The following is a 19124-nucleotide window of genomic DNA, read 5'->3' on the forward strand; positions in this document are numbered from 1 at the left end:
GATGCCAGCGGATGGGCCAGGCACACTATGCTCTGCGGCGGAACACTCAGAGGACCTCCGAGCTCGCGTTCAGCACCGGGTCCCAGTCCGAAGGTGGGTTCAAGACCGCGCTGCCACCCGTGTTTGGGCCTCCCCGACACAGTTCAGCGACTGTGCCGTGCGAGTTCCTGGCGCAGCCCGGGGGCGCGATGAGGTTGCCAATCGGGCTGCCCAAGGTCGTACGTCGCACCTCGCCGGCTCAAGGGCGCAATCCGGCGGCTCCAGTCCCAGGCGCTGCTGCGTCCCATGTGCACCGCAGCCGGATCGACTGGACGTGATCGGGGCCCGTTGAAGCGTCGACTGCCGGGTATGGACCACTGCGAGTAGGTAGCGATGCGCCGGTTGGATCTTGCCGTCAAGGCGATCCCACGACACTCCCTGCATCAGCGCATGGCGCTCACCGGCCCCAACGACGGGCCCCACTGCCTCGCCGACACCTTCGACACCATGCTCGACCGGCTGGAGCGAGCCTTCGAGAGGCAGCGCCGCTTCGTCGCCAACGACAACACGCTCCTGTTGCTGGCACGTAGCGACCGCGGCCTGGACGAGACCGAGAGCGTGGACCTCGAGGCCACCCACCCGGCTCGTGACGGCCGAACTCACCCCACAGGCGTCGGCCCATGGAGTGGAGTGCACATCGACCTCAGCGCGCACACCCCACTGGTCGTTCGCGGCGACGCCGTCCTGCTGTGCCACGTGCTGGTGAACCTGATGCGCAACGCCATCCAGTACAACCACCCCGGCGGCCAGGTCCGCGTGCGACTCGGCGTCGCCACCGTGACGGTGACCGACACCGGCGTCCGCGTGCCTGCCGAACTGATCTCCGGCCTGTTCGAGCCCTTCCGCCGCCTCGACGCGGACCGAACCGCCACGACCGGCCACGGCCTGGGACTCTCCATCGCCGTTTCCCTTGCCGAGGCCCACCACGCGATGCTGACGGCGCAACCGGGAGCCCAGGGCGGACTCACCCTTACTCTGCGCTTCCCCTGAGTGCCTGGAGTGGCACGAGCACCAGCAGACCGGTGGCGGTCCGGCCTCGACTGTCGACCAGCGTGGTCACCCCGCCGCGCGGACAGTGTGGACGGGGCCGGCGCGGTGGGACAGTGGTTCCCCTCGGCCGCCGTAGCGGGTCGCGATGATCTCGGCGGCGATCGAGACGGCCGTCTCCGCGGGGGAGCGGCCGCCCAGGTCCAGGCCGACGGGGGAGAACAGCCGGGTCAGGGCGTGCGCGTTCACGCCGGCCTCGCGCAGTGCCTGGGCGCGGTGCGCGTGCGTGCGCCATGAGCCCATTGCGCCCACATACGCCACATCGAGCCCCAGTGCCGTCTTCAGCAACGGGATGTCGAACTTGGGATCGTGGCTGAAGGACACGATGACCGTCCGCGTGTCGACCCGCCCGGCGGCCGCTTCCCGGGCCAGGTACTGGTCCGGCCGAGCCACGACGACGTCGTCGGCGTCCGGGAAGCGGTCGGCCGTGGTGAACAGTGGCCGGGCGTCGCAGACGGTGACCCGGTAGTCCATGGTCCGGCCGATCGCGGCGAGCGCCGCGGCGAAGTCGCCGGCGCCGAACAGCAGCATCCGCGGTGGCGGCACCAGCGGGCGGACGAAGACCCGCACGTCCTCGGCGTCGTAGGCGAGTACGCCGCTGTCGCCCCTCCGTAGCAGTTCCCGCGCGCCGTCCATGAGGCCGAGCGGGGCGTCCGACGGGTGCAGGCTGCCGTAGTGGCCGTCGGCGCGCACGACCACGTGGACGCCGACGGCCTCCGGCCGGGGATGGTCCAGCACGGTGGCGACGGCTACGGGGATGCCGGCCCGCGCGGACTCGATCACCTCGGCCAGTTCGGGGAAGGTGCGGGTGTCGGTGGGTTCGACGAAGACCTCCAGGGTGCCGCCGCAGGTCAGGCCCACGCCGAAGGCGTCGTCGTCGCTGATGCCGTACGTCGCCCGCTGGGGCCTGCCGTTCAGGACCGCCTCGCGGGCCCGCTCGAGGACGTCGGCCTCGACGCAGCCGCCCGACACCGAGCCCACCACACGCCCTTCGGCGGTGACCAGCATCGACGAGCCGACGGGGCGTGGGGCCGAGCCGAAGGTCCGCACGACGGTGGCCAGCCCTGAGGTCTCACCGCTCGACCACACCTCGTACAGGGCGTCCCAGACGTCGTTGTGGCCGGTCACAGCAGTTTGTCCTGGGTGATGGGCAGGTCGCGCACGCGTTTGCCGGTGGCGTGGAAGACCGCGTTGGCGATGGCCGCGGTGACGCCGGTCATCGGTGTTTCGCCGAAGCCGCGGGCTCCGAGGGCGTCGCTGGCCGGGTCGGGTCTGTCGATGAACTGCACCTGGATGTCGGGGACGTCCGCGTTGACGGGCATCAGGTAGCCGGACAGGTTCGGGTTGACGATCCTGGCCGTCGCGGGGTCGACGAGGGTGTGCTCGAAGAGGGTGAAGCCGATGCCCCAGATCACGCCGCCGAGGACCTGGCTGCGGGCGGTCTTGCGGTTGAGTACGGTGCCCGGGTCGTAGCAGCCGACCACGCGGGTCACCCGGACGCGGCCGAGCAGTGGGTCGACGCGGACTTCGACGAAGACCGCGCCGACCGAGTAGCCGAGCGGTGTGGTGGTGGGTTCCACCGTGAAGTCGAGGGGCTTGCCGCCGTGGCCGACGACCGAGCGGTAGCTCACTCGGGCGCGCCGGTTGGCCGTGTCGTACAGGTAGCCGTCCGTGGTGTCCACGCGCTCGGCGGGAACGCCGCGCAGGGGCGAGCCGGGTTGGGCGACGGCCATGTCGATGACGGCCTTGCGTGCGGCGGTGCACACGCGGTTGACGGCACTGCCGACGCCGGGCGCGGTGGTGGAGGCGCCGGAGGTGTAGCTCTGAGGGAAGGTGCTGTCCCCGAGCTCGAACGTGATATCGGGGAGGGGCATCCCGAGGACCTCCCCGGCGATCTGCGTCATGATCGTGTATGTGCCGGTGCCGATGTCCTGGGTGCCCACCTGAACGAGCACCTTGCCGTCGGTACCGATGGTCATGCGGGCGCGGGAACCAGGTCGGCCGCCGGCGGTGTGGGCGGACGTGGCCATACCCCAGCCGACGAGTTCGTCGCCGTCGCGCAGGGAGCCGGGGCGCGGGTCGCGCCGGGACCAGCCGAACATCGACGCGGCGCGGTCGTAGCATTCGCGCAGGTGGTTGCTGCCCCATTCCTGGCCGTTCTCCATGTTCCGACTGCTCCAGTTGCGTTTTCGCAGCTCGATCGGGTCCATGGCCAGGGCGTGGGCGAGTTCGTCGAGCGCCGCTTCTTGGGCGTGGCTGGTGCACGCTTCCGGGGAGCGCATGAAGCTCTGGGTGGGGAGGTCCAAGCGCACGGCATGCTGTTCGTTGGACAGGTTGGGGATGTCGTACAGCATGCGGATCGGCTCGCTGCTGTTGAACAGCACGACGTCGTCGCGGGTGATCTGCTGGGTGATGACGTGGTCCAGCGCGGTGATCCGGCCGTCGCGGTGGGCGCCCAGTTCGATCGTCTGATGGGTCTGCGCGCGGTGGCCGTTGGAGGTGTACATGTGCGCACGGGACAGCACGAGCTTGACGGGGCGGCCCAACGCACGGGCAGCGGCGCAGGTCAGCACGGTGTGCGGCCAGACCGGGCCCTTGGAGCCGAAACCGCCGCCGAGGTGGCGGCAGACGACGCGGACGTCGGCGAGCGGGACCTGCAGGGCCTCGCTGACGACGTGCTGGGTGTTGCCCAGACCCTGCGTGGTCTCGTACACCGTCACCTTCGAGCCCTCCCACACGGCCGTGGTGGCGTGGGGCTCGATCGGGTTGTGGTGGTGCATGGGGATGGTGTACTCGGCCTTGATCCGGACGTCCGCCTGGGCCAGGCCGGCCGCCACGTCACCACGCTTGTACGTGTTGGGGCCGTCCGGTCCGTCGGGTGGCAGGAACGCTTCACCCATGGCCAGCTCGCCCTGGGGTTCGCCCGTTTCCTCGTAGTCGACTTCGACCAGTTCCGCCGCTCGCTGCGCCTGCTCCAGGGTCTGGGCGACGACGAAGGCGATGGGCTGGCCCGCGTGGTGGATGTCCGGGGTCTGGATGGGGATGTACGACTTGAAGAACGGCCGGTAGGTGGGTTGCCGCAGACGCGGCATGGTCTCGTGCGTGTAGACGGCGATGACGCCGCGCACGGCTTCGGCGACCCGGGTGTCGATCCGGGTGATCCGGCCGCGGGAGACGGGGCTCACCGCCATGAACGCATGGACCAGTCGGGGAAGTCTCACGTCGGCGGTGTACTCGGCCTCTCCTGTCACCTTCAGTCGGGACTCGACGCGGGACAGAGGGCGGCCGACGAAGTCGGTGCTCATCGGGAACCTCCGGTGAAACGGCCGAGCACGTCCTGGAGCGCGCGTTGTACCAGCTCGACCTTGTACGTGTTGTCCTCGCGCGGCCGGGCGTCCTGGACCAGGAGGCGTCCGGCCGCCGCGATGTTCCGCTCCGTCAGCGGCGTGCCCCGCAGGGCGGTTTCGGCCTCGGGCGAGCGCCAGGGACGGGTGGCGATGCCGCCGAAGGCGAGGCGGGCCTCTTCGACGGTCCGGCCGTTCATGCGCAGCACGGCGGCGACGGAGACGACCGCGAACTCGAAGGTGGCGCGGTCCCGCAGCTTCAGGTAGCGCTGACGGGTGCCCGGTGCCGGCAGCGGCACCTCGACCGCAGTGATGAGCTCGCCGTGCCGCAGTGCGTTCTCCAGGTGCGGGGTGTGGCCGGGTTCCCGGTGGAAGTCGGCCATGGCGATGGTCCGGGCGCCGTCCGGGCCGAGGGTGTGGACCGTGGCGTCCAGGGCGCGCAGGGCGACCGCGAGGTCGGAGGGGTGGACGGCGATGCAGTGGTCACTGCCGCCGAGGACGGCGTGCCAGCGGCTGCGGCCCTCCAGTGCGGCACAGCCGGTTCCCGGCTCGCGCTTGTTGCAGGCGAAGTTCTCGCCCCGGAAGTACCAGCAGCGGGTGCGCTGGAGCAGGTTGCCGCCGATCGAGGCCATGTGGCGGATCTGCGGGGAGGCGCCGGCGAGCAGCGCCTGGGACAGCACGGGCAGCCGTTTGCGCACCACTGGGTGCAGGGCTACGTCGGCCATCCTGGCCAACGCGCCGATGCGTAGCCTGCCCTCGGACTCCTCGATACCGGCGAGTGGCAGGTGGTTGATGTCGACGACCAGGTCGTGGTCCTCGGCGCCGTCCTTCATCAGGTTCAGCAGGTCCGTGCCGCCGGCGACGAAAGCCGCGTCGGCGCTGCGGGCGACGAGCTGGACGGCTTCGGCGGCCCGGCTTGCGCGGGCGTAGGCGAAGTCCCTCATCGCTGTATCACCTTCGTCGCGTCGGCCACCGCGTCGACGATGTTCGGGTAGCAGCTGCATCGACACAGGTTGCCGCTCATCCACTCCCGGATCTCGTCCTCGGAGCCGGTATGGCCCTCCTCGATGCAGGCCACCGCCGACATGATCTGTCCTGGTGTGCAGATGCCGCATTGGAAGGCGTCCCGGCGGACGAACGCCTCCTGAACGGGGTGCAGTTCCTCGTTCCGGGCGAGTCCTTCGATGGTGGTGATGGAGCGGCCCTCCTGCATCATCGCCAGAGTCAGGCACGACTTGACGCGCCGCCCGTCGACGAGCACCGTGCAGGCGCCGCACTCGCCCCGGTCGCAGCCCTTCTTGGTGCCGGTGAGCCCGGCCTGCTCGCGCAGCGCGTCGAGCAGAGTGACGCGGGCCTCGACGCCCGGAAGGCGGTGCCGGGTCCCGTTGACCGACAACGTGAGGTCGGCGACCGTCCGGGGCTGTGCCGCCTGCGGAGCGTCCGGCGCTGCGGCGGCCGGTTCCGTTCTCGCGAAGGGGGCCATCACGGCGGCCGCTGCGACACCCCCCGACTTCAGTACGTCGCGTCTCCTGTGCTGTGCCATGGGTGAACAACTCCTCGTCTACCCCGATACGGCGAGATGGGAATGAGCCTGGCCTCGCCGTGGCCATTCGTCCAACGCAAAGGGTGAATGTCTGTTATGCATTGGATGCATGACCGTGTCAGAGGACGGGGCAGGATCCTCATGCACGACTTGCATGAAGGCGGCATAAGGTATGTCCATGTCGCATCTGCGGAACGCGGACCTGAATCTGCTCGAAGCGCTGGCAGTTCTGCTCGAGGAGAGACACGTGACACGCGCCGCCGACCGTTTCCATCTGAGCCAGTCGGCGATGAGCCGCGTCCTGCAACGGCTCAGGGAGACGTTCGGCGACGAACTCCTGGTGCGCACGCAACGCGGATACGAGCCGACCCCGCGCGGGCAGCAGATCCAGTCGGAGCTCGCCGACCTCCTGCCCCGCCTGGAGACGCTGCTGCGCGGCGATGCCTTCGACCCCGCGACGGCCAGCGGTCATTTCCGCATTCACTGCACCGACTACGCCACATCCCTGCTCGGCCCGACGCTTTTCCGTCGCCTCTTCCGTGAGGCGCCCGGCATCTCACTGGACGTGGCACCCCTGGGGGACGAGTCCTTCGTCGATGTCGAGCAGGGCCGCGCGGATCTGGTCGTCTCCGGCGTCGTGGCGCCCCGTTCCTTGCGCTGGGCGACATTGTTCGAGGAGGACTTCGTCTGTCTGCTGTCCCACGACCATCCCGTCACCGCCGAGCGGCTGACCCTGGACGACTTCACCGCGTACCCGCACGTCGTCATCACCATCCTTGCCGGCGGCCAAACCATGGTCGAACGCCGACTGGACGAGCACGGACTACGCCGCGCCACGGGCCTGCGCGTACCGTACTTCTCCGCGGCGGCGGCAGCCGTGCCCGGCACCGAGCTCATCGCCACCCTCCCGCGCCGCGCGGCCTTGGCGTACGGCGACGACCCCGCCTACCGCATCGCTGCTGCCCCCGAGGAACTCCCGTCCTTCCCCTACGGCATCGCCTGGCACCCCCGCGTCGACAGCGACCCCGCCCACCGGTGGCTGCGGCAGGTCGTGCGGGAGACCACCACACAGGTGACCGGACACCGGGCAAACTGACGAATGCCCGCCCTCGGGTGCGGTGGAGTCCTTCAGTCAGTCCGGGTGGTGCCTCCTGCGGAGTTGCAGCATCGCGTGTTCGGTCCTGGGCAGCGACTCCACAATCCGACGGCTGCACACCGGCGTCGACGACCACGTGCTTGCCGCTGCGGCCCGGACCCGCGCGGGGGCCCGCCGGATCGTGTGGCCTGGCCGGCCCTACGTCCGGGCGGCTTCCCGCGGCTGACCGTCGAGCACGGATATCCTCATCCGTCTTGACGGGCAGGCGAGGTGGGCCGAACGCCCCGTGCCAGCCCGCCGCCGTCCACACCTGCTCGACGCCGGCCACGTCGGCGACGTGGTCGTCCTCCACCCGCGTCAGGCGCCGGACCAGCCAGGCGTGGCGCTGGCGCCGTCGACGGCGGTGGTGCCGGGACGTCAGGCGGGGAATCGGGCACCGATCAGCCGCTCGGACGCCTCCCAGATCTTGCGGGCCTCGTCCATGTCGCGCAGCGGGAGCCACGGCACCTGCTCGGCGGGAGCGCCGCCGACGTCGGCTCGGTTGGGGCCGTAGAACTGGCCGCCCCGCGCGTCGGGGCTGGTGGCGGCCAGTAGTGCGGGGAGGGCGGCGGTGGTGGGGGTGCCGAGGATGCGGAGGCGGGAGAGCACGCGGATCATCCGGACGGCGCCGGTGTCTTTCTGCCGCCCCATGCCGGGCTGGGCGGAGAGGAGGTTGGTGGGGGAGACGCCGGGGTGGGAGAGGTTGCTGGTGATGCCCCAGCCGGCCGCGGCGCTGCGGACGTCGAGTTCGCGGGAGAACAGGCCGACGGCGATCTTGGACTGTCGGTAGGCCTTCGCGACGTCGTAGTCCCGGTCCCAGTTGAGGTCGTCCCAGTTGATCGCGCCGCTGCGGGCGGCGATGCTGGTCTGGTGGGTGACTCGGGCCTTGCCCTCGATGAGCAGGGGCAAAAGGCCCTGGGTGAGGGCGAAATGGCCGAGGTGGTTGGTGCCGAACTGCAGCTCGAACCCGTCCTGGGTGGTCAGGCGGCTCGGGGGTTGCATCACGCCGGCGTTGTTGATGAGCAGGTTGATCGGGCGGCCCTCGCCCGCGAGCTGCTTGGTGAGGGCGGTCACGGACTCGAGCGAGGCCAGGTCCAGGGCCCGGGTGGTGACTCTCGCGCCCCGGACGCGGTCACGGATGCGGTCGGCGGCCTGCTCGCCCTTGGTGGGGTTGCGGACCGGCATGATCACCTCCGCTCCCGCTTGGGCGAGGCGGGAGGCCATGACGAACCCGATCCCGTCGCTCGCCCCGGTGACGAGGGCGAGCTTCCCGGACAGATCGGGGAGGGTGATGTCGATGTTCCGAGCCATCAGTGGTCTCTTTCCTTCGGCGACGCGTCAACCGCGTTCGGCGTGTGCGTCCATGCTGGGCGGTCGTCCGCCGCGCATCCAGGACGCACCGGTCCAGGGCTCGCCGATCCGCCCCTCCGCGCGGTCGAGGAGGGGCGGATCGACGAGCAGGCTGGGCGGGCGCGTGGGCGGTAGGAACGCGCCAGTACCGAGGGAGTAAAGGCAAGGAACCCCTGCTGATCGATCCGATCGGCCTCGCGTGATTCCTCCGACGCCGCCGGGCGTCGCCGCAACCGGAGGACGTCGATCTTCCGGGCGGGCAGCGCCGCAGGACCGGTGGCTGCGGCAGGAGGCGGTGGAGGCGCCTGCCACAATTCGGCCGACCACTACACGCGCTCGGAACCGGAGCGTGGCCCCCGGCCGTCGGAGCAGATGAGCGCCTCGATCACGCGCCTCGATCACGCGGGGACTCCACCTCTCGCTCGACGAGCGCGACCACCTGTCCATGTAGGCGGGGCACAACCCGCCCCAGCCTGGGGGAGTCGGTGAGCCTCAGCCTGCTGCATGTCCTCGGCCGTCTGCACGACATGCCCCCCGGGCCGCCCGGAGTCAGATCGTCGGCGGGGCCATCTTCGGCATCTCGGGCTCTCTGCTGGAAGGGAACCACCTCGAACGCGACACCGGAGGTAGGAATCCGAAGCCTCGGCGCTCGCGGCTGGGGGGAGACCGCCACCGTCGGCTCGGCCGGCGCTGTCGGCAACGCCATCTTCAACGGCACCGGCATCCGGGTACGCAAGCTCCCCATCACCTCGACAAACTGCTCCAGCGGTGTGGGCGGTGACCTCGGTGCCCGCGCCGCCCCCCCAGCTGTGACCGACCCCCCTGGCTGTGACCGAGCCCCCCCGCTCGTCACATCGGCCCTCGACGGGAGCGCCCTCCTGGTCCCGTCGACCTGCCTGCGGCCCGGCGGCGATCGCGTCGGACGACTGGCCGGGGCGGCGGGCGGCGCCCGGACGTCTCCTGGGCCGATCATCCCGACACCCTTGCCGGCCCCCGCTGTTCTCCGAGTGCCGGAGTGAGTGAGGAGCGCTTCCCGGTCGACCGTCGCTCGGACCGGCTCCGCTTGACCTCGGCACCCAGAGAAGGCCGGCCCGGGGTCAGCGCCCGCATGCTCGGGCATGACGAGGCGCTCGGCCGGTGCGGCCTACGTGCCGCGCTGGCTCTGCCACCCGGCGCTGTCGGAGGAAAACGGCCAGCCCGGCCCGGTCGATCGTCATGCGCTGTCGGCAGAGGCCTCACGCCCCTGATTGCCTGCTGCGTTGCTCCTTCCGCCGTGCCACATCGACACCAAGAGGTCACACAGGTTCGCTAGCCGACGATCGACCTGGACCGGTGGACCGCAGGCGCGGCGGCGACGCCGACTCCGCCCCGCACGGGAAGGCCCGTCGACGGTGCCCCGACGCGGCGAGGCGCCTCCTAAGGGGGGATCGGCAAGCCGTGGATACGCGCATGCACGCGCGATAGAAGTGAAACAGCACGGGGAACGAGGCAGAACTCTCGGAAGGGGAGCGCCGTGATCGATCGCGCAGGGCTGGCGGGCTTTCTCCGCAACCGTCGTGAGGCGCTACAGCCGGAGGACGTCGGCATGCCTCGGGGACGGCGCCGCAGAACCACCGGGCTACGGCGGGAGGAGGTGGCGACGCTGTGCAACATGTCGGCCGACTACTACTCCCGTCTGGAGCGCGAGCGCGGTCCGCAACCGTCACCGCAGATGCTCGCCTCCATCGCCCAGGGACTCCATCTGTCCATAGACGAGCGTGACCATCTGTTCCGGCTGGCCGGGCACAACCCGCCGCCACGTGACAGCTCCAGTGAGCACATCAGCCCGGGGTTGCTGCGTATTCTGGACCGGCTGCACGACACGCCTGCGGAGATCGTCACCGAGCTCGGCGAGACCTTGCGACAGACAGCGATGGGCGTCGCCCTCACCGGCGACACGACGCAGTACACGGGTCCTGCTCGCAGCAGTGGCTACCGGTGGTTCACCGATCCCAGTGCCCGGGATCTGTATGCTCCGGAGCAGCACGCGTTCATGACCCGAATGTACGCCGCAGGCCTGCGCGCCATCGTCACCCTCCGGGGTCCCGACTCCCGAGCCGCATACCTGGCGGATCTGCTCCTGGACTCCAGCGAAGAGTTCCGGCGGGTGTGGGACGACCATGAGATCGGGATCCGCCCGCGCGAGGTCAAGCACTTCGTTCACCCCGAGGTCGGTGCCCTGGAGCTGAACTGCCAGCGCCTGATCGATCCGGACCAGGCCCATTCGCTGATGGTCTACACCGCTGTCCCGGGCACGGAGAGCTACGAGAAGCTGCAGGTCCTGTCCGTGATCGGCACACAGACACTGCACTGAACCGGCGAATCGAAGACCGGCTCCGCCGGCATGCCGTCCTGACGACGCCCGAGGTTGGCATCGACTTTCGTCGTAATCGGTCGTCATCCTGCACAGCAGAGCCACTTTCTCCCGCCCGCAGCTCGCTGGTCCTCGTCGCGCACCACGTACGCGTCCGACGTCCTCCGGCTGTAGAGCCGCCTGCCGCCGTCGGAGGAAACCGGCTGGCCCGGCCCAGCCCGGCCCGGTCGGTCGTCATGCGCTGTCCTCCGTGGTCACTGGCCGGGCTGGATGGCCGGACCGTTTCCACCGTCCCGACGCGTGGTGCGTCACATACGGCCGATCCGATCCCGCATCATCCCGCGGGCCCGGATCGATGCCCACTCCGGCTCCTTCAGTTCGACCTCAGCCTGGGATCGGCAGAGCCTGGATGATCCTGCCCCCGGCGGCCAGCCTTGGAGCGGCGCTCGGCCCCGAGACCACACGGATGGTCGCGGCGCCGGCCTTCCCCGACCCGAACTTGCCCTCAGCCAGGAGGCATTGATGAACGAACAGAACGACGTGGGAGGCGCCGGTCCGGGTGTGTCCCGGCGCAGCTTCGTAGGGGGGAGCCTGGCCGCCGTCGCCGTGGCGCCGATGCTGACCGGACAGGCCGAGACGGCAGAAGCCGCCCCGGCAGCCACCGTCGACGGCGTGACGCCGGTGACGGTACGGATCGCCGTCAACGGCGATCCGGTCACCCTGCGGGTGGACCCGCGGGCCACGCTGCTGGACACCCTCCGCGAGCGGCTCGACCTCAAGGGCACCAAGAAGGGCTGCGACCGGGGACAGTGCGGCGCCTGCACCGTGCACATCGACGGCCGGCGCGTGCTGTCGTGCCTCACGCTGGCCGCCACGACGAGCGGCCACCAGGTCACCACGATCGAGGGGCTGGCCGATGGCGACCGGCTGCACCCCATGCAGCAGGCCTTCGTCGACCACGACGGTCTGCAGTGCGGCTTCTGCACCCCTGGGCAGATCATGTCCGCGGTCGCCATGGTCGAGAACGAAGGCCCCGCCCGCTCTGACGACGAGATACGTGAGCGCATGTCGGGCAACATCTGCCGGTGCAGCGCCTATCCCCGCATCGTCGACGCCATCCGGGACGCGCAGCGGGTGATGCGCTGATGCGGCCCTACACCTACACCCAGGCGCGGACGGTCCGTGAGGCTGTGCGGGACGCCAGGCCCGGCACCGCGTTCCTGGCCGGTGGCACCACCCTGGTGGACCTCATGAAGCTCGAGGTGGTGTCACCCGGCCGCATCGTGGACATCAACCGGCTGCCACTGGGCGGCATCACCTTGGACCACGAGGGTCTGCACATTGGTGCGCTCGAACGGATGAGCGACGTGGCCGCGGTGCCTGCCGTGCGCCGGCACTACCCGATGGTCGCGCAGGCGCTGGAGCTGAGTGCCTCGGCCCAGCTGCGCAACATGGCGAGCATCGGCGGCAACCTGCTGCAGCGCACGCGGTGCAGCTACTTCCGCGACGTCACGACCCCGTGCAACAAGCGTGAGCCGGGCAGCGGCTGCTCAGCCCTGGGCGGGATCAACCGCGGCCACGCGGTGCTGGGCACCAGCGACGCGTGCATCGCCACCCATCCCAGCGACCTCGCCGTCCCGCTGGTGGCGTTGAGCACGACCGTCCACCTGGCCTCGGCGCACGGTACGCGCACCGTACCCCTGGAGACGTTCTACACCCTGCCCGGTGACACCCCCGAGGTCGAGAACGTGCTGCGGCCGAACGAGCTCATCACTGGGATCACCGTGCCCCGCTCGCCCTGGGCGGCGCACTCGGTGTACCTGAAGATCCGCGACCGGCAGTCGTACGAGTTCGCGCTCACCTCGGCCGCCGTCGCGCTCCAACTGCGCGGGCGCACCATCGTGAACGCCCGGATCGCCGCGGGAGGAGTGGGGACGAGGCCGTGGAGGCTCACGGCCGTCGAACGCGCTCTGACGGGTCGGCCCGTCACCTCCGCGACGTTCGAGGCGGCCGTCGCCAGTGCCGCGGACGGCGCCCGACCACGGGAGCACAACCGGTTCAAGCCCGCGCTGCTGCGTCGCACCCTGATACGGGCGCTGACCGAACTGGACGAGAACCGGTGAGCGGCCGACGCGGCGGCCCCGCCCGGCCTGACTCCGCCGAGGCGGTCGGTCCCGGATCTGGCGGCGCATATGCTTGAGATCGCGCGTGACCTGGTCGAACGTGTCCGTCGCGGGGTCCCGTTCGTGGCTGCCACCGTCACGAGCGTTGCCGGCAGCGCTCCGCGGCAGCCCGGCTCGTCCCTGGTCGTGGACGCGGACGGCACTGTGCTGGGCAACGTGTCGGGCGGGTGCGTCGACGCTGCGGTCCACGACACGTGTCGGGAGATGCTGGCCGGGGACCACGACCCCCGGGCCCTGCGGTTCGGATACAGCGACGCCGACGCGTTCGAGGTAGGTCTGACCTGCGGCGGCACCATCGAGCTTTTCCTGCGCCACCACGACCCGACGACCGAGCCGTGGCTCGAATCGGCTCTGGCCGATGCCGCGGGCGGCCGGGCGGTGGCCGTGGCCACGATCGTGCGCGGCCCGGATACCCGCCTCGGTCGGGCGATCGTCGTGCGGCCCGGGGGATCCGTCGCCGGCACGCTCGGGGACGAACTGCTCGACCAGGCCGCCGAGGCACGGACCACCGGTGCCCTGCACGCCGGGTGGACCGGCACGCTCGAGCTCGGGGTGGCCGACAGCTACTGCCGGGAGCCGATGACTTTGCTGGTGGAGAGCAGCTCTCCGCCGCCTCGGATGCTGGTCTTCGGCGCCATCGACCACGCAGCCGCGCTGGCCCGGCTCGGCTCCTTCCTCGGCTATCAAGTCACCGTCTGCGACGCCAGGGCCACATTCGCCGCCCCGGAACGATTCCCCGAGGCGGAGGTCGTCGTCGAGTGGCCGCACCGCTACCTCGGGTCCCAGGCCGAGGCCGGCCTGCTGGACCAGCGCACCGTCGTGTGCGTGCTCACCCACGACCCCAAGTTCGACCTGCCGCTCCTGACCGCCGCGCTGCGCTTGCCGGTTGCGTACGTGGGGGCCATGGGGTCCCGCCGCACCCACGAGGAACGCCTGACCCGTCTCCGTGACGCCGGTCTCACCAGCGGGGAGCTCGATCGCCTGCACTCGCCCATCGGCCTCGACCTCGGGGCACGTACCCCGCAGGAGACAGCGCTGTCGATCGCGGCGGAGATCGTCTCCCACCGGCACGGCGGCTCCGGGGCACCCCTCAGCACCGGGGTCCCCATCCACCACAGTGCTCCGTCGACCGGCGCACTCGCATTCAGCAGCTGAAGGATTCACGATGTCCCGTTCCCCAGTCGGACGCGAGACCGAGCGCGTCGACGGCAGGCTGAAAGTCACCGGCGTGGCCGAGTATTCCGGTGACTACCGCGCCGCCGGCCTCGCTCACGCCCATCTCGTCACCAGCACCATCGCGCGAGGCACCCTCACCGGGATCGACACGGCGGCCGCGCTGGCCTCGCCCGGTGTCCTGCGTGTCTATGCCGCGCCAGACCCTCGCTTGGGCCTGTATCCCCTCACCGGCCCGCTCGCCGGCTTCGTCGAGAACTACGTCCCGCTGCGTGACGCGGAGGTCCACTTCCACGGACAGGCCATCGCGATGGTCGTCGCCGCAACCCCCGAGCAGGCACGCGACGCCGCCGCGAGGGTCACCGCGACCTACGACACCCGGCCACCGCGCACCTCGATCACGGCCGAGCCCCACGCTCCGGCCGGCCCCACCATCAGCGGGTCACCGAGCAGCCTCAACATCCTGGCACCCGGCGTCCCTTCGATCGACGCCGCGCTCGCCGCCAGCGACGTCGTCGTGGAGGCCGAGTTCCACCAGCAGATGCAACACCACGCGGCGATGGAGCCCCACGCCGTCCTCGCCGTCTGGAAAGGTGACCAGGTCACCATCTATGCCGGCGCGCAGGTTCCCTCGGCGTACGCCCTCGGGACGGCCCAGCGGCTCGGCGTCCCGCCCCAGAACGTCCGGCTGATCACGAGGTACGTGGGCGGCGCCTTCGGCGCCCGCGTCATCCTGTGGAGCGACACGCCGCTCGCCGCCGCCGCGGCCCGGGAGATCGGCCGTCCGGTCCGGCTCGTCCTCACCCGCGAGCAGATGTTCACCCTCACCGGCCACCGCCCCCAGCTCACGCAGACCGTCCGGCTGGGCGCCTCCCGCGACGGGGTCCTCAACGCCGTCAGCCACCAGAGCGTCTCCGAGCGCCCGACCACCGTCACCTTCCCCATGACCCCGGCGCACGCCACCACGGACGCGCTCTACCGCACGCCGAACCTGCACGTCGATGCACAGCTGGCCACCCTCGACATCCCCGGGAGCCGGGCGATGCGCGGCCCCAACGAGGCACCCGGGTCCTTCGCCCTGGAAACAGCGATGGACGAACTGGCCGTGGCCACCGGCGTCGACCCGGTGGAGCTGCGGCTGCGCAACTACGCCACCAAGAGCCCTTCCACAGGCTTGCCGTGGTCGAGCAAGCACCTCGAGGAGTGCTACCGCGTCGGCGCGCGGCGATTCGGCTGGTCGGCCCACAGCGCCACACCCCGCTCACGCGTCGATGGGCAGTGGCTGTACGGCACTGGCATGGCCACCGCCATCTACCCGGCGCACCGCCGGGCCGCGAGCGTGCGCATCCGGTTGCTCGACGACGACACCGCCGTCGTCTCGACCGGGATCTCGGACTTCGGCACCGGCGCAGCGACCATGGTGAGGATCTCCGGCGCCGACGCCCTCGGAATCCCGCTGACGCGAGTGACGCCCGAGATCGGTGACACCCTGCTGCCGCAGGGCGCGCCCGCCGCAGGATCCAGCGCAACGCACGCCACCGTGCCGTTGATCGTGAATGCCGCCCGCGACGCGATCAACGAGCTCAAGCGGCTCGCCGTCACCGACGACCGGTCGCCATGGCACGGCGCGAGCACCGACGACCTGCGCTACGAACGAGGCGTCCTGCACGGCCAGGGCCGGTCGATGACCTTCGGCCGCCTGCTCGCTGCCGTCGACACACCGAGCATCACCGCCCTCGCCGAGGCATCTGGCGAAGCCGACCCGAAGTACGTGCACCACAGCTTCGGCGCCCACTTCTGCGAGGTGCGGGTCAACCGGTTCACCGGCGAAACCCGCGTCACCCGGTTCACCACGGTCGCGGACGTCGGCCGCGTCATCAACTCCCGGGCCGCCCGCAGCCAGCTCGTCGGCGGTGTCATCTTCGGTATCGGGCACGCCCTGCTGGAGGAGAACCCGCTGGAACTCGACACCGGGCGCCTGGCGTCCAGCACGTTCGCCGACTACCTCGTGCCCGTGAACGCCGACGTTCCCGACATCGACGTGCATCTGCTCGGCCGGCCCGACCCCGTCCTCACCGGTCCGCTGGGCGATGGCAGCGAGGACATCGGGACCAGAAGCCTCGGCGCCCGCGGTCTGGGGGAGATCGGCACGGTGGGCTCGGCGGCCGCGATCGGGAACGCCGTCTACAACGCCACCGGGATCCGGGTGCGCGACGTGCCCATCACTCTCGACAAGCTGCTGGAGCACCTGTGACCGGTGAACCAGCTTGCCCTGAATGGCCGGTCACCGGATCGGTACGGCCGACCTGTGAACGCTGGGCATGGCGAGCTGACCAAGCGGACTCGGCGTGACCGAACCGTTGTGACAAGGTGGCCAAGGACCGTCATGGCGTTTGATTGCTGGCCCCTGATCCACAGCACCTCTCAGCGGCGGGGGTGCCACCGCCGGCATTCGACCGGTCAATGACGCAAGGGAGGAAGGCCCGCGCATAAGCCGGTCGATGTGCTGGAGATTGGCTGGCAGACCGCGATCACACAACCAGCACGCTGCCGTTCACTCAGTTTGCATGTCTCATGCATCGTAAATTGCCTGAAAGGCGCTGTAAATGACGGTGCTTGTGACCGGTGCCTCCAGCGGCGAAGGCCCGGTGTGAGCCATCCTTTGAGGGCTCGAACGTGTGAGCCGTCGATCGCAGTGCCGTCCATGTCCAGCAGTCCAGCCTTGCGCAGCTCGGCCAGGAGCACTTTGTGCAGGCGGGACCACACCCCGGGCCTCGGCCCAGTCCCGCAACCGCCGCCACGCTGTCACGCCGCTGCACCCGGTCTGCTCGGCGGGTGCATCACTCCAGCTCACGTTCTTACGCAGTACCTAAAACGATGCCTCGCAGGGCCACGCGGTCGTCCGCCGGCAGGCGTCCGGGACACCGATGACGACGCGGCGGCCGGGGCGGCAGCAGCGGAGCGATACGTTGACGGATCATCAGGCACAAGATCATCCGATACCTGGATCACTCTGCCGCCACCAGACCCGATCGCCAAGCCCTCACACCGAAATCATCCCGAAACAATCAGCTTCACAGAGTGGGAGGCGGCCCGTACGGTCGTTCGGCCCGAAGCGCCAAACGGATCGTACGGACAACTTTTGCGCTCCACCCGCGCAGGGCGATTCGTTACGGATGCCGGACGAGGTTCGCGCGCAGCACCTTTTCGAGGTTCAGCTCCACCTCGCGCGTGTGAACCCCGGCCGCGAGCGCTGCCCGGGCAAGCTCTCCAGACGCGGGAGTGAACGTTTCGCCGAGCAGGCGGTTCTCCGCACGCAGTGCGTCCTCAAGCGTGCCGTCGGCCGCGTCGATTGCTTCGATAGCCGCGGCGCGGACACCGTCGGGCAGAGACGCGATGGCCAGCGCGACCCACTCAACATATTCATCCAGTTCTGCGGCGGGCAGAGCACGGTTCACCCAACCCCACCGCTCGGCAGTCGCCGCGTCGACGAGCCCGCCTGTCAGCACGATCTCGAGAGCGCGAGCGCGACCCACGAGGCGGGGCAGGTGGGCAGTTGCACCGGCTCCAGGGACGACGCCGATCAGTGCCTCGAACTGGCCGAACGCCGCAGTCTCGAGGGCCGCGAATCGCAGATCCAGGCTGGAGACCAGCTCGGCTCCACCGCCACGGGCGAGTCCCGCGACCTTGGCGATGGTGGTCTGAGGCAGACGCCGCCAGCGTTCATGAAGCCGCATCATCGGGCCCGTCCCGACAAGCGTCTCCTCCGCGACCGGGAGGGCGGCGTAGGTCGCGGGGTCCTCCACGAATGACAGGTCGCCGTGCGCCAGGAAGAACTCCGGATTGGCGCTCTGGACCACGATGACGTGCAGATCGGGATCATTCTCGGCCGATGCAGCGACGGCGTCCAGGTCGAGCATGAGCTGCGCCGTCATCAGGTTGACGGGCGGAACATCAATCGAGACCCAGAGCACTCCGTCCTGGCGCTTGAGATCGAGGCTGGGCAGGGACTGTTCGGTCATGAGATTCCTTTGAGTCGCCGGTATCTCTGGTATACCTGGTACATGGCAGGTACTTCAAAGAAACCTGGTATCCGCGAAGATCGGGTCGGTCACGAGACCATCGTTGGCCCGCAGCGCGAGCTCCTGGATCAGCTGCTGGACAAGTGGGGTCATCTGCTGCTGGCCGCGTTGTGCCGGCAGCCGCGACGCTTCAATGAGCTCAAGAGAGAGCTCGATGGGGTCACTCAAAAATCGCTGACGCAGGCACTGCGGCGGTTGGAACGCAACGGCCTCGTCGAGCGCCGGGTACTGATGCAACGCCCCGTTGCTGTGGAGTACCGGATCACACCGCTGGGCCGCACGCTTGAGGAGCCCTTCTCGATCCTGCGCTCCTGGACCGCCGACCACCTCCCCGAAGTCGAACGACACAGGGAGGCATTCGACAAAGGCGCGGACACCCTTCACTGATTTCTTCGGGATGGGTTCGGTGTGGGGATTTGGCGATCAGATCCGGTGGCGGCAGAGCGGTCCAGGTGTCAGATGCTCTTGTGTCTGATGATCTGTGGGAACGTGTCGCGCCGTTGCTCCCTCTTCGTCCGCCGCGGCGTCGGTCGGTATCCGGGCCGCCTGCCGGTGGATGACCGCGCGGCTCTGCGCGGGGTCGTCTACGTCTTGCGCACGGGTGTGACCTGGGCGGATGTGCCGACCGAGACGACGGCTGCAGCGGGGTGACGTGCTGGCGGCGCCTGCGGGACTGGACCTAGGGCAGCGTCCGGCCCCGCCTGCACTAAATCCTCCTCGCGGAACTCCGCAGAGCCGTTCTGCTGGACATGGAGGACGCCGCGGTCGACGCCTCGCATGTCTGGGCCCTCACCTTCAGCAAGATCGAGCTTGGCCGGGATGTGCTCGTGCGGGGCCTGGGAGAGGACCCGTCCGGCAGAGACATCGACTGCTAC

Annotated in this window: 14 protein-coding genes and 2 pseudogenes; 9 read left to right on the plus strand and 7 right to left on the minus strand. The window is 69.9% G+C overall.

Translation table 11 applies throughout. The features are described 5' to 3' along the window. Nucleotides 1-429 precede the first annotated feature (429 nt). Nucleotides 430-1029: a sensor histidine kinase gene (locus ACIGAQ_RS29580; protein WP_399788136.1), complete on the plus strand. Its 600-nt coding sequence runs from the start codon at nucleotides 430-432 to the stop codon at nucleotides 1027-1029. A 66-nt stretch (nucleotides 1030-1095) separates the two neighbouring features. On the opposite strand, the gene ACIGAQ_RS29585 is transcribed toward ACIGAQ_RS29580, so the two are convergent. Genes ACIGAQ_RS29585 through ACIGAQ_RS29600 form a run of 4 tightly spaced genes read right to left on the minus strand, consistent with a single transcriptional unit; the run spans nucleotide 1096 to nucleotide 5973 of the window. Next, nucleotides 1096-2214, minus strand: a complete 1119-nt coding sequence (locus ACIGAQ_RS29585; RefSeq protein ID WP_399788139.1) for an XdhC family protein — start codon at nucleotides 2212-2214, stop codon at nucleotides 1096-1098. After that, complete coding sequence (locus ACIGAQ_RS29590; RefSeq protein WP_399788141.1) at nucleotides 2211-4391, minus strand: xanthine dehydrogenase family protein molybdopterin-binding subunit; 2181 nt, start codon at nucleotides 4389-4391, stop codon at nucleotides 2211-2213. The genes ACIGAQ_RS29585 and ACIGAQ_RS29590 overlap by 4 nt, the downstream gene beginning before the upstream one ends. Next, nucleotides 4388-5374 carry an FAD binding domain-containing protein gene (locus tag ACIGAQ_RS29595; protein ID WP_399788144.1) on the minus strand — a complete coding sequence of 329 codons (987 nt, stop codon included), beginning with the start codon at nucleotides 5372-5374 and terminating at the stop codon, nucleotides 4388-4390. Before ACIGAQ_RS29595 ends, ACIGAQ_RS29590 begins: the two co-directional genes overlap by 4 nt. After that, nucleotides 5371-5973 (minus strand): (2Fe-2S)-binding protein, encoded by a 603-nt coding sequence (locus ACIGAQ_RS29600; RefSeq protein ID WP_399788147.1) that lies wholly within the window; start codon nucleotides 5971-5973, stop codon nucleotides 5371-5373. Before ACIGAQ_RS29600 ends, ACIGAQ_RS29595 begins: the two co-directional genes overlap by 4 nt. 178 nt (nucleotides 5974-6151) lie before the next feature. On the opposite strand from ACIGAQ_RS29600, the gene ACIGAQ_RS29605 reads away from it, so the two are divergent. Continuing rightward, complete coding sequence (locus ACIGAQ_RS29605) at nucleotides 6152-7069, plus strand: LysR family transcriptional regulator (protein WP_399788151.1); 918 nt, start codon at nucleotides 6152-6154, stop codon at nucleotides 7067-7069. 417 nt (nucleotides 7070-7486) lie between these two features. Here the strand turns inward: ACIGAQ_RS29605 and ACIGAQ_RS29610 are convergent, their stop codons facing one another. Beyond that, on the minus strand, nucleotides 7487-8419 hold the full coding sequence (locus tag ACIGAQ_RS29610; RefSeq protein ID WP_399788154.1) for an SDR family oxidoreductase: 933 nt from the start codon (nucleotides 8417-8419) through the stop codon (nucleotides 7487-7489). A gap of 1552 nt (nucleotides 8420-9971) precedes the next feature. Between ACIGAQ_RS29610 and ACIGAQ_RS29615 the strand changes: the two genes are divergently transcribed. From ACIGAQ_RS29615 to ACIGAQ_RS29635, 5 genes are all read left to right on the plus strand, one after another. Continuing rightward, entirely contained in the window at nucleotides 9972-10811 is an 840-nt protein-coding gene (locus ACIGAQ_RS29615) for a helix-turn-helix transcriptional regulator (protein ID WP_399788157.1), read from the plus strand. Nucleotides 10812-11333: 522 nt separating this feature from the next. After that, nucleotides 11334-11957, plus strand: coding sequence for a (2Fe-2S)-binding protein (locus ACIGAQ_RS29620; RefSeq protein ID WP_399788160.1), 624 nt, complete (start codon nucleotides 11334-11336; stop codon nucleotides 11955-11957). Then, nucleotides 11957-12934 (plus strand): FAD binding domain-containing protein, encoded by a 978-nt coding sequence (locus ACIGAQ_RS29625; protein WP_399788163.1) that lies wholly within the window; start codon nucleotides 11957-11959, stop codon nucleotides 12932-12934. Before ACIGAQ_RS29620 ends, ACIGAQ_RS29625 begins: the two co-directional genes overlap by 1 nt. A gap of 69 nt (nucleotides 12935-13003) precedes the next feature. Beyond that, entirely contained in the window at nucleotides 13004-14149 is a 1146-nt protein-coding gene (locus tag ACIGAQ_RS29630; protein ID WP_399788166.1) for an XdhC family protein, read from the plus strand. 10 nt (nucleotides 14150-14159) lie between these two features. Then, the gene (locus ACIGAQ_RS29635) at nucleotides 14160-16421 is read left to right on the plus strand and encodes a xanthine dehydrogenase family protein molybdopterin-binding subunit (protein WP_399788169.1); all 2262 of its coding nucleotides are present in this window, start codon (nucleotides 14160-14162) and stop codon (nucleotides 16419-16421) included. Nucleotides 16422-16828: 407 nt separating this feature from the next. On the opposite strand, the pseudogene ACIGAQ_RS29640 reads toward ACIGAQ_RS29635, so the two are convergent. Then, nucleotides 16829-17176: pseudogene (locus ACIGAQ_RS29640) on the minus strand (transposase); the annotation flags it as partial. Nucleotides 17177-17337: 161 nt separating this feature from the next. Further along, nucleotides 17338-18189: an enoyl-CoA hydratase/isomerase family protein gene (locus tag ACIGAQ_RS29645; protein WP_399788172.1), complete on the minus strand. Its 852-nt coding sequence runs from the start codon at nucleotides 18187-18189 to the stop codon at nucleotides 17338-17340. 42 nt (nucleotides 18190-18231) lie between these two features. On the opposite strand from ACIGAQ_RS29645, the gene ACIGAQ_RS29650 reads away from it, so the two are divergent. Further along, nucleotides 18232-18636 (plus strand): winged helix-turn-helix transcriptional regulator, encoded by a 405-nt coding sequence (locus ACIGAQ_RS29650; protein ID WP_399788174.1) that lies wholly within the window; start codon nucleotides 18232-18234, stop codon nucleotides 18634-18636. A gap of 65 nt (nucleotides 18637-18701) precedes the next feature. After that, nucleotides 18702-19040 (plus strand): annotated as a pseudogene (locus tag ACIGAQ_RS29655) (transposase); the annotation flags it as partial. Nucleotides 19041-19124 lie beyond the last annotated feature (84 nt).

It is taken from the genome of Streptomyces sp. NPDC085932 (assembly GCF_044540525.1).
Taxonomy (GTDB): Bacteria; Actinomycetota; Actinomycetes; order Streptomycetales; family Streptomycetaceae; genus Streptomyces; species Streptomyces levis.

Bases quoted from the DNA above. Each gene is read 5' to 3' on its own strand.
- ACIGAQ_RS29625 (WP_399788163.1), top strand. From the start codon at position 11,957: ATGCGGCCCTACACCTACACCCAGGCGCGGACGGTCCGTGAGGCTGTG.
- ACIGAQ_RS29620 (WP_399788160.1), top strand. From the start codon at position 11,334: ATGAACGAACAGAACGACGTGGGAGGCGCCGGTCCGGGTGTGTCCCGG.
- ACIGAQ_RS29650 (WP_399788174.1), top strand. From the start codon at position 18,232: ATGGCAGGTACTTCAAAGAAACCTGGTATCCGCGAAGATCGGGTCGGT.
- ACIGAQ_RS29635 (WP_399788169.1), top strand. From the start codon at position 14,160: ATGTCCCGTTCCCCAGTCGGACGCGAGACCGAGCGCGTCGACGGCAGG.
- ACIGAQ_RS29610 (WP_399788154.1), bottom strand. From the start codon at position 8,419: ATGGCTCGGAACATCGACATCACCCTCCCCGATCTGTCCGGGAAGCTC.
- ACIGAQ_RS29605 (WP_399788151.1), top strand. From the start codon at position 6,152: ATGTCGCATCTGCGGAACGCGGACCTGAATCTGCTCGAAGCGCTGGCA.
- ACIGAQ_RS29590 (WP_399788141.1), bottom strand. From the start codon at position 4,391: ATGAGCACCGACTTCGTCGGCCGCCCTCTGTCCCGCGTCGAGTCCCGA.
- ACIGAQ_RS29580 (WP_399788136.1), top strand. From the start codon at position 430: ATGGCGCTCACCGGCCCCAACGACGGGCCCCACTGCCTCGCCGACACC.
- ACIGAQ_RS29630 (WP_399788166.1), top strand. From the start codon at position 13,004: ATGCTTGAGATCGCGCGTGACCTGGTCGAACGTGTCCGTCGCGGGGTC.
- ACIGAQ_RS29645 (WP_399788172.1), bottom strand. From the start codon at position 18,189: ATGACCGAACAGTCCCTGCCCAGCCTCGATCTCAAGCGCCAGGACGGA.
- ACIGAQ_RS29600 (WP_399788147.1), bottom strand. From the start codon at position 5,973: ATGGCACAGCACAGGAGACGCGACGTACTGAAGTCGGGGGGTGTCGCA.
- ACIGAQ_RS29595 (WP_399788144.1), bottom strand. From the start codon at position 5,374: ATGAGGGACTTCGCCTACGCCCGCGCAAGCCGGGCCGCCGAAGCCGTC.